The sequence below is a fragment of the Maricurvus nonylphenolicus genome (genome assembly GCF_042854845.1).
GTDB classification, from domain to species: Bacteria; Pseudomonadota; Gammaproteobacteria; order Pseudomonadales; family Cellvibrionaceae; genus Maricurvus; species Maricurvus nonylphenolicus.
Genome location: NZ_AP031498.1, coordinates 1,089,960 through 1,102,998, shown reverse-complemented (window position 1 = coordinate 1,102,998; position 13,039 = coordinate 1,089,960). Strand labels below are relative to the sequence as shown.

Below are 13,039 nucleotides of genomic sequence, written 5' to 3'. Positions count from 1 at the left end.
CAGTTATATTTATGACGCAGCACTGGAAATGATCAGTTTGATCGCCAGTCCAATAAATACGCCACCGGCTATGCGGTTTAAATATAGCTGCCCTTTAGGAGAGTTAGTGATCCATTGCCCTAGTGCTCCAGCTAAATAGGCAATGGATACAAACACCGCAAGCGCCACAATGATAAACAAGGCCCCTAACAACAAAAACTGTCCAGCCAAACTGCCCGCCTGTGGATCGGCAAACTGAGGCAGAAATGCCAGGAAGAAAATCGCCACCTTGGGGTTGGTGACATTCATAATGATACCGCGGCGGTAAAGCGCCTTGGCCGAAACTAAACCGTTATTACTCGATGGTAATGCAGAGGGTTTGGCAGAGAATGCAAGCCAGGCCAGATAGAGAAGATAAGCTGCACCCAGGTATTTAAGAAGATTAAATGCCAATGGCGAGGTAAGAACAATAGCGGCCACGCCTAATGCGACCGCTGCGGTGTGTACCAACAGCCCCGTACATAATCCCAAGGTAACAATCACGCCGGACTTGCGGCCATAGAGTGCCGATTGTGTCAGGACAAAAATGTTATCGGGACCGGGGGCAACACTGATTAGGGCCGATGCGAAAATAAACGTAACGATCGATTCAATCGGCATTAATCCCCACCACAACCACCGCCGCAACCAGACGAGTCGCCCCCACAACCACCACCGCAGCCTGAGCCACAGCCGATGTGACCCGCACAGTAATTGTTACTTCCTGCCTTCTGACAATTTAGTGAGTATTTAAAACCATCAGGAATATCCAGTTTGGCATCCATGGCAAACAACAGGGGCAATTTAGTGGCTGCCTTGGGTTCAATGTCCTCTCGAAAACATGAAATTTTCCAAGCGGTCTTGATTCCAGCCTGTGCCACTGTTGGTGATTCCATCGCCTCGGCCGGCGTGTGATGTAAAAAGCGCCCTAAGGCCTTGTCACAAAAGAATTCATACTTGCGAGTAAACAAAATAAATTCATGCCAGGCAACATCGACTGCCTGGGATGGCATGGAGACCATCCGCTTGCCAGCAATATTACACAGATGAAAATATTCCCGCAGGCCGCGCATCACCATCTCGGTATCTTTTTCGTTTAAGTGCGGGTACTTCTCCGCGACTTTGTTTTTTATCGTGGTGGGGAACTGATAGGTATCGATCAGCACTTCACGCTTGGCAATTTGTGAACGTCTGTAGCTGCGGTAAATGGCCCAGGCAAATAGTGCGGCAATGATGGCGGCTATGATATATGGCATAGTGCTTCCGAATTATGGGGTACGACCCGTAGGGTCGGACCCCAGCTATGGTAGTTTATAATTCTGTTTTATCGTTTTCGGCAACCAGGTTGTCGACCTGTTTTTCAAAAGTTTGGTTTTCATTTATATTGCCGGCGATCTCTTTACCAAAAGACACTTTTAAAGACGACGACTGACTTTCAGGCTGCCAGGTTTTACTGCGCAGGTAAGCTTTCGCGCAGTGGAAGTAAGCATCTTTTACTTCTACTCGCATAATCAACAGTGCATCATGGGTTTGAGAGGCCAACTGCTCACATAGGGCGTGATCATGAATAAGAGTGCATTCTCCATGCACCCTTAAGGTTTCATTGACACCGGGTACGGAAAACAGCAAAGCGACCTTGCCGTTATCCAGGATATTTTGCAGGGAGAAGGCCAGCTTGTTGCCTTTACGCTCGGGGATAAGCAGCGTGTTATTATCTTCTACGTAGACAAACCCCGCATCATCACCTTTGGGCGAAATAGTTGGGAAGCCGTCGGCATCGACAGTGGATAGCATTAATAGAGGCGATTGGGCGATAAACGCCTGCATCTGCGGGTTGAGGTGGTTGTAGATTTTTTTGCTGGACAGAGGATGAGGTTCGCCGCCCAGGGCTTCTCTTAGTTCTTTTAAATCTTGGATTTTATTCATGATAGTTCCTTCATCATTTATTGTTATTAATGTCTGTGCCAAAACGTGGGGTACGACCCGTGGGGTCGGACCCCGTTCGTGCCAGCTCCCGTTCATGCAGGCTCCACCGGATTGGGGTCCGACCCTGCGGGTCGTACCCCTGTTCAGAACTAAATTACCTCAGCCTTACGCAGGGCTTCCTGCTCCTCAGTCGATAAACCCAGAATCTCACCCAGCACTTCATCATTGTGCTGCCCCAAGCTCGGCCCAGGCCACTGGGTTTTGCCTTCGGTACGATCCAGCTTGGGAATAATCGCCGGGATTTTTAACGGTTTGCCGTTGATCTCCACCTGTTCAAATAAACCGCGAGCCTGGAAGTGTTCATCGTTAAACATATCTTCCACATGGTAAATGGGCCCTGCGGGAACTCGCTGCTCTTCCATCACGGCTAACACGTCGCTAACGGTTCTGGCCGAACACCAACCACCGATAATCTGGTCGATCTCATCCTGATGTTCAACGCGGCCAGCGTTGGTGGCCACACGTTCGTCTACCGCTAAATCGGGATGGCCAATACCTTCCATCAAACGCTTGAAGATACTGTCACCATTGCCACCGATTACCACGTATTTACCGTCGGCACATTTATAGGTATTGGTGGGTACAATACCGGTAACCGTTGAACCAGAAGGTTCACGAATAACACCGGCACCGTCGTATTCGGGAATGACCGCTTCCATTAAATTAAACATGGCTTCATATAAAGCCACATCAACCACCTGTCCCTGGCCACTTTTTTCGCGTTCCAGTAAGGCCATGGTAATACCCAGTGCGGTGTGAATACCGGCAATGGTATCGCCGATACTCAGGTTAGGACGCACCGGCGGCCCATCGGGGAAACCATTCACATAGCGAAAACCGCTCATGCCTTCGCACACCGAAGCAAAGCCCGCCTTGCTGCTGTAAGGACCGGTTTGGCCATAACCGGAAATACGGGCATACACCAGTTTGGGATTGGACTGTTTAAACTCTTCCGGGCCTATGCCCCATTTTTCCACCACACCGGGTCGGAAGTTTTCGATCACCACATCGGCGCTGTCGATCAGCTGTTTAACCAGCTTGATGCCTTCCTCAGACTTGAGATCGATGGTGACGGATTTTTTGTTGCGGCCAAGGGAGTGCCACCACAGAGAGGTGCCATCCTGGACTTCGCGCCAACCGCGGATGGGGTCACCACCTTTGGGGGGCTCGATTTTAATCACTTCAGCGCCGAAGTATCCCAGCATACAGCCGGTGAAGGGGCCGGCTAGTAGTTGCCCCAATTCAATTACGCGATAGCCTGCTAATGGGCCTGTGCTCATATTCTCTTCCCCAACGTTCTACAAGCCATCCCCGTGGAAACGGGGATCCAGAGATACGGAGTGGGTTGATGAAAATTTTCCCAAGTCCAAGTACGTGCCGTAAAACTGGATACCCAAAGCACTCGCTCCGCTCGCGGGGCAGGCGCTTCCCGTTTTCACGGGAATGGCAGTATTTTTAATATGTTTCTATTCGTCGATAGTTAATACGATTTTGCCAATCAACTCACCACTCTCCATTTTGCTATGGGCATCAGCCGCCTGCGCCAACGGAAAAGTAGCATCTACTAAGGGCTTTATTTTACCCGCTTCAATCGCTGGCCAAATATGCTGGCGTAGATTATCAGCAATAGCGCTTTTCACATCGGCTGACCGCGGTCGTAAAGTAGAGCCACTCAGGGTTAAGCGTTTTAACATCACCGGCATAAAATTCACTTCCGCCACCGGCCCCTGCAGGAAAGCGATATTCACAATGCGGCCGTCTTGTGCGGCGACATTGATATTGCGCTGCAGGTACTCACCCCCAACCATATCGAGAATTACATCAACGCCACGATTATCGGTGTCCGCTTTAATTACTTCGACAAAGTCTTCTTCACGGTAATTAATTGCGCGCTTCACCCCCAAAGTTTCGCAGGCCTGGCATTTTTCAGCATCACCGGCGGTGGCATATACGGTTGCCCCCATGGCGACGGCCATTTGAATCGCTGTGGTTCCAATACCACCAGCACCGCCATGCACCAGCAGGGTTTCGCCTTTTTTTAAGGCGGCGCGATCAAACACATTAGTCCAAACAGTAAAACAGGTTTCCGGTAAGGCTGCTGTCTCAACCATTGATAAGCCTTTGGGTATGGGTAGGCATTGGCCGGTAGGAATGGTCACATATTCCGCATAACCGCCACCGTTGGCCAGACCACAAACCTGATCTCCTACAGCCCAACCTTCAACCCCCTCGCCAACAGCAGCAACAGTACCGGCGACTTCCAGACCAGGAATGGGTGATGCACCAGGAGGAGCTGGGTAGAGCCCCATACGCTGAATAACATCCGGGCGGTTAACACCGGCGGCTTCAACTTTAATTAGCAGCTCACCTTTTGCGGCCTCTGGCGCAGGGCCTTCCTGCAGCTGTAATACCTCGGGGCCACCGGGTTGGGTGATATCGATATATTTCATTGTTGTGCTCGTTAATATTTACTCTGCCAAATACCCACGATTAACTCCTCAATGCCATACCTGCGTACCCAAAGCACTCGCTCCGCTCATGGGGCAGGCTCTAGGCAGGAATGACGGCATTGGGCTACGGTGCCAGTCGCTCAATTTCCCAACTATTATCATCCTGGCGCTGGTATTCAAAACGATCATGCAAACGGTTTGCCCCGCCCTGCCAAAACTCAATACTGCTAGGTACTACGCGATAGCCGCCCCAAAAGTCCGGCAGTGGGATTTCACCTTTCGAGAATTTATTCTTAATGGCATTAAATTGCTGCATCAGTACCTGACGCGAAGATACCGGGCGGCTCTGCTCGGAGGCCCAGGCAGCCAGCTGACTTTCTTCCGGGCGTGACAGAAAATATTTTAAAGATTCAGCTGTGGATACACGCTCGGCGCGACCACAGATCTTTACCTGTCGCTCCAGCATATGCCAGGGGAAGTGAAGGCTTACCAGCGGGTTGGCTTCGATTTCTTTGGCCTTGCGGCTTTCGTAGTTGGTATAAAACACAAAGCCTTTTTGATTAACCTGCTTAAGCAACACAATACGCTGGCTGGGCTGGCCGTTGGCATTAACCGTTGCCACCGTCATGGCGGTAGGGTCCTGAATCTCCGCATCAATAGCTTGCTTTAACCAGGCCTCAAACTGGGTGATAGGATCCTCGGCCAGGTCCTCTCGTTTAAGGCCGCCACGCAGGTATTCCCGCCTTACATCTTCCAACTTCATTGATCGTCTCTTTGCCTGTATGAACTAAATATCCTGCTAACCATTGTATCCCCTGGGGACAATTCCACATAATACTGCTTTATATATGGGAAAGAAGGTTGAGTGTTATGGGGCACCCCATCTGCGGCGTGATTTTGGCCGGTGGTAAAGCCACACGAATGGCAGGCCAACCGAAGGGACTTTTGCCCTTGGGGGACACCACGCTAATGGCACAGGTTATCAAACGGGCTATGCCACAAGTCGACCACCTGTTAATCAACAGCAATGAGCCCCTGCCAGAATATATCGAGACAGGCCTACCGGTGATAGCCGATAGCGAAGCAGGCCATCTGGGCCCATTAGCAGGCATAGTGACTGCCATGGAATGGGCCGCCAAGACTGCGCTCGATGCCGAATGGTTGGCCAGTTTTGCGGTCGACACCCCCTTTTTCCCCCTGGATTTGGTCTATCGGCTGCAACAAGCTACTGAAAATAAGGTGGACGTTATCTACCCCGAGCACGGCGGCTACCGCCACCCTACCTTGAGTTTATGGCGTATTAGCCAGGCCCCAGCCCTTAAAAAAGCGCTGGTTGACGACCAGCTATACAAAGTGGGCGCCTGGCTGAAGCTGGCCCCAAGCCTGGCGGTGGACTTAAACCAACTGCCGGATTACAGCTTCTTCAATATCAATACCCCTGAGGATCTGGCCCAAGCCCAGACTGACTATCTGGAGCAACTGATATGATCGATTTGGGCGACCTGTTTATTGTCTTTCTGCTGTTTATTGCCATAGCCCTGCTCTGGCATAACGCCAGCTTTAAGGAGCAAGCTCTGCGAGCGGCCAAAGCCCATTGTGAGAAGTACGATGTACAGCTGCTGGATGAGAGCATGGTGATAAAAGGGGTATGGCCACAGCGCAACCGGCGCGGGCATATGGTGTTGCGCCGCCGCTATGAGTTCGAGTTCAGCACCACCGGCAACCATCGCTATCGAGGTGAGGTCATTTTGCTGGCCGGACAAACCGCCCACATCCAACTGGCGCCTCACACCATCGACTTTTGAACGACAACTGCACCAGCAGTTGTCAGCCTGCCCGAAAACCCTTCATAAAATATTCATCTACGGGGCTCACAATGCCCATAGATAGGGACTTCAAGGGTATTTGGCCCGCCAAAAAGGTGCTTTTTGGCTGTCCCTATCAATCCCACGAAAACAGGCGTTGACGAGGGGGAGGTACGACGGTTATAGTCGATGCAGCTAGAAAGTTAGCTTGGGCTATTCGAAGTAATACATATAACCTCAAATGCGGCTAAAATGTGGTACAACGGACTTGCCCTTACTTTATGTCAAAAGTGTTTCGAAGCTCCACTCTGTGACTCGTCCTGTAGAACATAAGTAACATGCACTTCCCAGCTACATCGTCATGCTCTCGAGTACGACAAAATACAAATTGTTATAGATAGGATGCAACTATGTCTACAGTTACTGGCACAGTTAAGTGGTTCAACGAAGCTAAAGGTTTCGGTTTCATCGAGCAAGAGAACGGCCCAGACGTTTTCGCTCACTTCAGCGCGATCCAAGGCACAGGCTTCAAAACCCTGGCTGAAGGCCAAAAAGTTGAGTTCACCGTAACTCAAGGCCAAAAAGGTCCACAAGCTGAGAACATTCAGCCGCTGTAAGTCTTAATTCTCTGAATTAAGAACCTAAAAAGGCAGGCCCTCGGGCTTGCCTTTTTTGTATCTGCCTTTTCAATTTAAGCTTATTTTCCTAGAGAATTGGCCGTTAAACTCTGTGACAGACCACCTAAATGTGGTTTAGGATTACGCTAAAATAGATACACAGATACGGCAACAGGAAGCCCACGTGCCCGACCAGGCTGATACACAGATACACACACCTCAGGCCCCGCCGCGCTGCCCCGCAGGCACAGACTGCCCTAACCTGGAAGCGCTCGATGAGCTGCGCACCGAGGTTGCAGCCCTGACCGAACAGGTTCATACCGACACCCTGACCGGCATTGCCAATTTCCGCCATTTCCGCCAGGTGCTGGATCAGGAAATGGAGCGTACCCGCCGTACGGGTCAAGCCACCGCCCTGATTATGGTGGATCTGGATTTCTTCAAGAAGGTCAACGATACCTGGGGCCACGAAGTGGGCAACCAGGCGCTGATGCAAACCGCCAAGCTGCTGACCCAAGCTACCCGTCGCCTGGATACCCCCTGCCGCTACGGCGGTGAAGAGTTTGCGATTGTCCTGCCCTCCACCGAACTGATCACCGCCATTCAGGTTGCTGAACGGCTGCGCTCGATGATTGAGGGCACTCCGCTGATTGTCGGCGAGAAATCCTTACCGCTGACCGCCAGCTTAGGGGTAGATACCTTCCGTACCCTCCCCCATGCCTCCACCGAGGAAACCGCGGAAGACTTTATCAAACGCACCGACGAACAGCTTTACCGCGCCAAACACGAAGGCCGCAACCGGGTCTGCCACGGCATTACCCCCATTGCCGACAAGGAAGCCAATGTGTCGGCGGAGGAGAAGGATGCGTTGTTTGGTCTGTTTGGGAACGACGACTAGCGCTGGAATACCGTTTTGCCACCCACCACCGTCTGTAATACCTGCGTCTTGTGAATCGCATAGGTATCTACTTCAAACAGGTTTTGATCCAACACGATAAAGTCCGCCAACTTACCTGACTCTATCGAGCCAATAACATCATCACGGTTTTGTGCATAAGCACCACCCAGAGTGAATGCCTTTACGGCTGTCGCCAGGTCAATACGCTGTTTCTCACTGGCCAGCGCCTCACTGCCACCTCCGGCAACGCGGCGGGTGATCATGGATTCGATCAACGGGAAAGGATTAGGATCTTCCGCCACCGGCCAATCGGAACCCACCGATATATTCACCCCTTGATCTGACAGGGTTTTAAAGGGGAAGACCCACTCTAAACGCCGGTCTCCTAGCTCGCCACGAACAATACTCCAACCCGGAGCCGGATACCAAAAGTAAGGAGACATTTCTGCCACGGCGTTAAGTGCTTTGAAACGTGGCAGGTCTTCCGGATGCACAAAGGTTGTGTGAGCCACACTGTGACGCAGGATTGAACCCTTCTCGCGAACCGACTCAATGGCATCGAGAATCGTGCGAATACTTTGCGTGCCTACCCCGTGGGATTTTATGGTTAACCCCATGGCATCATATTCAATGAATTTTTTAGCAAAGTACGCCGGATCATTGCGCCATGGCCCACCATGGACATCCGTAGTCCCCTCATAGGGCTCAACCATGATAATGGTTTGCCCACCCGCTGAACCATCCAACACAAACTTTACGCCAGAGGCATCCAACCAATTCTCACGATAGTAGTCTTTGTGGTTGGCAATCGCCTCGCGAGCGCCCTGCTTCCACTCTTCTGTCATCCACTCAATGGGGTCAGAAATAAACGCTCGCAAACGCAGGGTCAGCTCGTTGTTATCAGCCATTTGGCGGTAGGCATCCAAGACATAATAACGCGCCCACACATCACTGATTGCAGTAAAGCCCAAGGCATTCAGTGTTTGAAACACCGGTTTAATACCATGCTCAATCAATGCCTGACCTCGTGGCAGTTCTTTTAACGCCGTTTCATAAGCGAGGTTAGCAGCGGTTTCGCGCAGCACACCGGTAGGTTGCCCCTGAGCATCCTTTACAATAACGCCACCTTCGGGGTTTTCGCTGGCTGCCGTAATACCCAACACCTGCATGCCTTTGGAATTTAACAGCAACGCGTGGCCACCAATATCCCACAGCATGACCGGGCGATCAGTGATTATGTTATCCAGCGTGGAGTAATGAGATGGGACACCGCTACCCAGAATCTCCTCGCCGTTATCTGCCAACCAATTTAGAGTACCGCCGGTAATCCAGCCGCTGCCTTTATTATGTTTGGCAAAATTGCTGATCACCTGCGCTTGCTCTTGCCAGCTCATAACACTGGGTTGCAATAAAATACCCATCAGGTTTTCGGCGCCCATATCCGGGTGAATATGCTCTTCAACCAAACCCGGCATAACAAAGCGGCCACCTAAATCAATAACCTTGGTATCCTTACCTCGATAGGCTGCCATTTCGGAGTTTGAGCCTACAGCCAGAAATTTTTCGCCCTGAACCGCAAAGGCCTCCTCCCACGGAGCAGCCTCATTAACGGTATAAACCTTGGCATTGGTATAAATTACATCCGCGACTGGATCATTATTCTTACACGCTGTCAGCGACAGCAGCATTAGCGCAACAACTATGTACAACTTCATCATTGACCTCATATGTTTTATATCGCTCTACATCTGAAAAAGGCCACCGAAGTGGCCGCAAAGCTCTATTGAGCACGAGAGAAGAGAGCAAGCACTGTATTAATTCCAGTAGTAACTAAAGTTAACGCCGTAGGTGCGACCCATACCGGCCATACCAAACACAATGTCATTACCGTAGTTGTTGCAGGGCTGATAGAATTTATCTTCCAGATTCTTCACCCAGGCAGCCACAGCCCAAGTACCGTCTTCAGATTCAACACCAACGCGGGCATTCACCAACCACCAGTTATCCACTTTCATATCGTCATAATCGACCGTGCCGTCGGCGGTACCTATCAAGGTGTAATAGCTATCGCTGTAGGAAAAATCGGTGGTAGCGCGCATCATCAATCCATCTACCAATGGGAATTCATAACTGATAATGCCGTTGTACTGCCACTGTGGGGTTTGTGGTAATTCTTTGCCTTCCTGATCGTTATCGTAGAAATCGGTATATTCATCGACGCGGGAATCCAGATAAGAAGCCGCCAGCTTGACATCCAGCCCCTGCATTGGACGCCATTGCAACTCCAACTCCCCCCCCTGAATAGTCGAATGAGGAATATTGGTAAGATTTGCCAGTGGTCCAAAGAAGGTATCTACCGCATCGTAAACCTGCTTGTCGCGGTAGTCGTAATAGAACAGCGCACCGTTTAACTGCATGGTTTGCTCAAGCAGTGTGGCTTTAATACCAATCTCGTAGGCCAGCAACTCTTCTTCTTGATAAGGCGCTAACTGTGAGTAGTCATTGGCAGGGTTGCCGTTATAGCCACCGGATTTAAATCCGGTGCCAATACTGGCATACAGTAAGACATCTTCGGTTGGCGTGTAATCCAAACCAATTTTGCCGGAGACATTTTCAGTCACGATGCTATCGCTATAAACACCATAGTTAGCCACCTCACCTGTACCGCCATCAACAGAGGTGCCATCAATCGTTAGGCAATCGCCATTATCAAACGCCACCAGACCTGGCTTGGAGTAACCCAGTAAATTGTTATAGATAAAGGTAAGCCCACCGTCGGCATCGTAGGTACAACCACTCCACTCGCGCTCTTCATGGGTATAGCGGATACCAGCGATAACTTTAAATTGTTCAGCAAACTGCCATTCAGCATGCCCGAAAATACCGCGGGTGTCGGTATCCTGCTCATAGACCTGACGGTACTCGTTAAAACCCAAACCACCACCGCCGGCCAAGGTGTTACCGACAAAGCCGTGAATTTCTTCTTCCACCGTATCGCTGGACAGGTAGATACCCGCAATCCAGGTTAGGTCACCGCCATCATCAAAGCTCAGACGCGCTTCCTGGCTCCAGGACTCAATCTCCGAATCATTCATCACATCCATAATTTCATAGGATGTGCCGTCGTAATCGAAAGTTTCATCGCGCTTAAAAGAGTCGTAAGCGGTGATCGACGTTAAGGAGTAAGCATCATCAATATCCCAACTGACGGTAACAGAGCTACCCCAGGCATCATTATCACGCTCGGGCTTTAAGCTCCAATCGGCTGAACGTGGATCATTGTCCTGACGCAAGGCATCGCTAATATCAATAAAGGTTTGTTCGGTTGGCGCACCACCAGACCATACCGCGTATTTTAAATGATCACCCGCCAGAACATCGTCATAACCCGGACCACTGCCCAAAGCAGGAATCATGGATACCGGTGCACCGTAATTATTTAAGCCAACGGCGTAAGCGGCCTGGTTATCTGATTTATCACGATTTGCATGAACGTTAAACAACACACTGACATTATCACTGGCTGCCCAATCCAACAGGATACGGCCGGCAAGCTCATCCTTTTCACCTTGCTCGTCATCACTGGAAATACTTTCCTGCCAGTCATCCTGCTGGGTAACATTTAATGCCAGTCGGCCATTGACGCTATCGGTTAAGGCCCCGCTGACAAAGCTTTCCACTTTGGTATAGTCGTAACGACCATAATCAACCGAGACACCGGCTTCGAACTCTTCCGTCGGTTTATTATTTACAAAGTTAATCGCACCACCGGTATTATTGCGACCATACAAGTCACCTTGTGGCCCTTTTAAAACTTCGATGCGCTCGACATCGAATGACATACCGCGCGTCATGGCGGGATAAGGCAAAGCCACTTCATCAACGTAGACACCCACTGTGGAGCTACTGCTGACAGAAATATCATCAAAACCGACACCACGAATGGTATACACAGGAATCCCTGCTGGCTGGGTTTCGGTTAACACCAAACCCGGTGTATGTGCAGCCATATCAGTGGCATTGCTAATACCCAACTCCTTCATCTGCTCGCCACTGAATGCCGAGATAGCCACCCCTACATCATTCATATTCTGGGCGCGCTTTTGCGCAGTGACGACAATCTCTTCAAGTGTAAAGTCTTGGGCAATTACCGCAGACGGTGCCACCAGGGCAACGGCAGCTGCCAATGCTAGTTTTTTCATCTTGACTCTCCTGTTATAAGTATAGTGCTGCAAGGTTTAAGGTATTGCCGGGTTAACGCCATGGCTGCATCAATCAACACCGGCGCCATTTCGTTAACTCCTTCAATTTCACTGCGGGTATATACCCACCCCAGATACACCATCGCGCGTACCGCTAGAAACAATGGCAAGTGACTGAGGTGTTGATCATCCAATGCACGTTCAGCTCGGTAGCCAGCAATAAAGGCATCAAACAGATCATCAAAATAATCTTCCCCAACATGGAAAAATAAGGTGGTAGCAATATCGAACAGATGCCAACCGAAACCGGCATCATCGAAATCAATCAGATGCAGACCTTTGTCACCACGCAAAAGGTTTTCAGGCAAAAAATCACAATGAATCAGACCGTAATAGGCCGGGTCTTGCCCCAGGCTTTGCAACTCCCGATAAGCCTGTTTACGGGCGATTTGAATTTGTGCACGTTGCGCTTCGGTTAACAGGGGTAACTCCCAAAAACGTCCCCAGACAGGGGTCTCCCCCAAAAGCCCATCCACATCCCACATTTGGCGTTTGAACTCAGCAGGCCTGTCCCACACTTGCGCATGGGAATGCAGTTTGGCCATTAAGCTACCAACGGTGCGATAGTTGGCGATGATGGTGTCATGATCACCACGGGCCCCCTCTTCAATCGAGCCCAATGGCTTACCTTCAACCCAGCCGAGTACATCAACCATCCGCGCTTCGGGCACATCATCGACGCGCACATTTTTTACCAACTGACCATCGGTTGTTTTGATAATGGCTGGTGTCATCACGCCGCTATCGTTAAGCGCTTGCATCCAATCCAGTTCAGATTGCAACTCAGCCTGGGAGTGGTAACCAAATCGGTGTATGCGCAAAGCATATTGATCCCCACCATCAACAACGCGATAAACCGCATTCTCCCGGTACTTCAATAGGGTCAGCTCAGCAGCCTGACTTAGCCCCCACAAGGGCAGAGCCTCTCGCGCCAATTGGGTTAGGCACTCAATCTGCTGATCACTGGATTGCTGGTAGAAATCGCTCATACATCAAAACCCGA

13 protein-coding genes are annotated in these 13,039 nt (G+C 50.6%); 4 read left to right on the top strand and 9 right to left on the bottom strand.

The window, feature by feature from the left end:
• Positions 1 to 9: 9 nt before the first annotated feature.
• From ACGHZ6_RS04610 to pdxH, 6 genes are all read right to left on the bottom strand, one after another.
• Positions 10 to 639, bottom strand: coding sequence for a LysE family translocator (locus ACGHZ6_RS04610; RefSeq protein ID WP_390617635.1), 630 nt, complete (start codon positions 637 to 639; stop codon positions 10 to 12).
• Entirely contained in the window at positions 639 to 1,274 is a 636-nt protein-coding gene (locus tag ACGHZ6_RS04605) for a glycine-rich domain-containing protein (RefSeq protein ID WP_390617634.1), read from the bottom strand. The genes ACGHZ6_RS04610 and ACGHZ6_RS04605 overlap by 1 nt, the downstream gene beginning before the upstream one ends.
• A gap of 55 nt (positions 1,275 to 1,329) precedes the next feature.
• Positions 1,330 to 1,944, bottom strand: a complete 615-nt coding sequence (locus tag ACGHZ6_RS04600; RefSeq protein WP_390617633.1) for an MSMEG_1061 family FMN-dependent PPOX-type flavoprotein — start codon at positions 1,942 to 1,944, stop codon at positions 1,330 to 1,332.
• A 149-nt stretch (positions 1,945 to 2,093) separates the two neighbouring features.
• Positions 2,094 to 3,284, bottom strand: coding sequence for a CaiB/BaiF CoA transferase family protein (locus ACGHZ6_RS04595; protein ID WP_390617632.1), 1,191 nt, complete (start codon positions 3,282 to 3,284; stop codon positions 2,094 to 2,096).
• 186 nt (positions 3,285 to 3,470) lie between these two features.
• Positions 3,471 to 4,454, bottom strand: a complete 984-nt coding sequence (locus ACGHZ6_RS04590) for an NAD(P)H-quinone oxidoreductase (RefSeq protein ID WP_390617631.1) — start codon at positions 4,452 to 4,454, stop codon at positions 3,471 to 3,473.
• A gap of 124 nt (positions 4,455 to 4,578) precedes the next feature.
• Positions 4,579 to 5,217, bottom strand: a complete 639-nt coding sequence (gene pdxH / locus ACGHZ6_RS04585) for a pyridoxamine 5'-phosphate oxidase (protein WP_390617630.1) — start codon at positions 5,215 to 5,217, stop codon at positions 4,579 to 4,581.
• Positions 5,218 to 5,324: 107 nt separating this feature from the next.
• Here pdxH and mobA point away from each other — a divergent pair, with 107 nt between their 5' ends.
• The 4 genes from mobA to ACGHZ6_RS04565 all read left to right on the top strand — a co-directional run bounded on the left by mobA (position 5,325) and on the right by ACGHZ6_RS04565 (position 7,774).
• Positions 5,325 to 5,942: a molybdenum cofactor guanylyltransferase MobA gene (gene mobA / locus ACGHZ6_RS04580; protein ID WP_390617629.1), complete on the top strand. Its 618-nt coding sequence runs from the start codon at positions 5,325 to 5,327 to the stop codon at positions 5,940 to 5,942.
• Complete coding sequence (locus ACGHZ6_RS04575; RefSeq protein WP_390617628.1) at positions 5,939 to 6,259, top strand: DUF3301 domain-containing protein; 321 nt, start codon at positions 5,939 to 5,941, stop codon at positions 6,257 to 6,259. Before mobA ends, ACGHZ6_RS04575 begins: the two co-directional genes overlap by 4 nt.
• A gap of 410 nt (positions 6,260 to 6,669) precedes the next feature.
• Complete coding sequence (locus ACGHZ6_RS04570) at positions 6,670 to 6,876, top strand: cold-shock protein (RefSeq protein ID WP_390617627.1); 207 nt, start codon at positions 6,670 to 6,672, stop codon at positions 6,874 to 6,876.
• Positions 6,877 to 7,060: 184 nt separating this feature from the next.
• Positions 7,061 to 7,774: a GGDEF domain-containing protein gene (locus ACGHZ6_RS04565; RefSeq protein ID WP_390617626.1), complete on the top strand. Its 714-nt coding sequence runs from the start codon at positions 7,061 to 7,063 to the stop codon at positions 7,772 to 7,774.
• Here the strand turns inward: ACGHZ6_RS04565 and ACGHZ6_RS04560 are convergent.
• From ACGHZ6_RS04560 to ACGHZ6_RS04550, 3 genes are all read right to left on the bottom strand, one after another.
• The gene (locus ACGHZ6_RS04560) at positions 7,771 to 9,492 is read right to left on the bottom strand and encodes an amidohydrolase (RefSeq protein WP_390617625.1); all 1,722 of its coding nucleotides are present in this window, start codon (positions 9,490 to 9,492) and stop codon (positions 7,771 to 7,773) included. The two genes, ACGHZ6_RS04565 and ACGHZ6_RS04560, sit on opposite strands and share 4 nt — an antisense overlap.
• Before the next feature lie 96 nt (positions 9,493 to 9,588).
• Positions 9,589 to 11,976, bottom strand: coding sequence for a TonB-dependent receptor (locus ACGHZ6_RS04555; RefSeq protein WP_390617624.1), 2,388 nt, complete (start codon positions 11,974 to 11,976; stop codon positions 9,589 to 9,591).
• Positions 11,973 to 13,025: a phosphotransferase enzyme family protein gene (locus ACGHZ6_RS04550; RefSeq protein ID WP_390617623.1), complete on the bottom strand. Its 1,053-nt coding sequence runs from the start codon at positions 13,023 to 13,025 to the stop codon at positions 11,973 to 11,975. Before ACGHZ6_RS04550 ends, ACGHZ6_RS04555 begins: the two co-directional genes overlap by 4 nt.
• Positions 13,026 to 13,039 lie beyond the last annotated feature (14 nt).

Excerpts from the sequence above, each read along its gene's own strand:
- ACGHZ6_RS04610 (WP_390617635.1), bottom strand. The coding sequence starts at position 639 with ATGCCGATTGAATCGATCGTTACGTTTATTTTCGCATCGGCCCTAATC.
- ACGHZ6_RS04605 (WP_390617634.1), bottom strand. The coding sequence starts at position 1,274 with ATGCCATATATCATAGCCGCCATCATTGCCGCACTATTTGCCTGGGCC.
- ACGHZ6_RS04600 (WP_390617633.1), bottom strand. The coding sequence starts at position 1,944 with ATGAATAAAATCCAAGATTTAAAAGAACTAAGAGAAGCCCTGGGCGGC.
- ACGHZ6_RS04595 (WP_390617632.1), bottom strand. The coding sequence starts at position 3,284 with ATGAGCACAGGCCCATTAGCAGGCTATCGCGTAATTGAATTGGGGCAA.
- ACGHZ6_RS04590 (WP_390617631.1), bottom strand. The coding sequence starts at position 4,454 with ATGAAATATATCGATATCACCCAACCCGGTGGCCCCGAGGTATTACAG.
- pdxH (WP_390617630.1), bottom strand. The coding sequence starts at position 5,217 with ATGAAGTTGGAAGATGTAAGGCGGGAATACCTGCGTGGCGGCCTTAAA.
- mobA (WP_390617629.1), top strand. The coding sequence starts at position 5,325 with ATGGGGCACCCCATCTGCGGCGTGATTTTGGCCGGTGGTAAAGCCACA.
- ACGHZ6_RS04575 (WP_390617628.1), top strand. The coding sequence starts at position 5,939 with ATGATCGATTTGGGCGACCTGTTTATTGTCTTTCTGCTGTTTATTGCC.
- ACGHZ6_RS04570 (WP_390617627.1), top strand. The coding sequence starts at position 6,670 with ATGTCTACAGTTACTGGCACAGTTAAGTGGTTCAACGAAGCTAAAGGT.
- ACGHZ6_RS04560 (WP_390617625.1), bottom strand. The coding sequence starts at position 9,492 with ATGATGAAGTTGTACATAGTTGTTGCGCTAATGCTGCTGTCGCTGACA.
- ACGHZ6_RS04555 (WP_390617624.1), bottom strand. The coding sequence starts at position 11,976 with ATGAAAAAACTAGCATTGGCAGCTGCCGTTGCCCTGGTGGCACCGTCT.
- ACGHZ6_RS04550 (WP_390617623.1), bottom strand. The coding sequence starts at position 13,025 with ATGAGCGATTTCTACCAGCAATCCAGTGATCAGCAGATTGAGTGCCTA.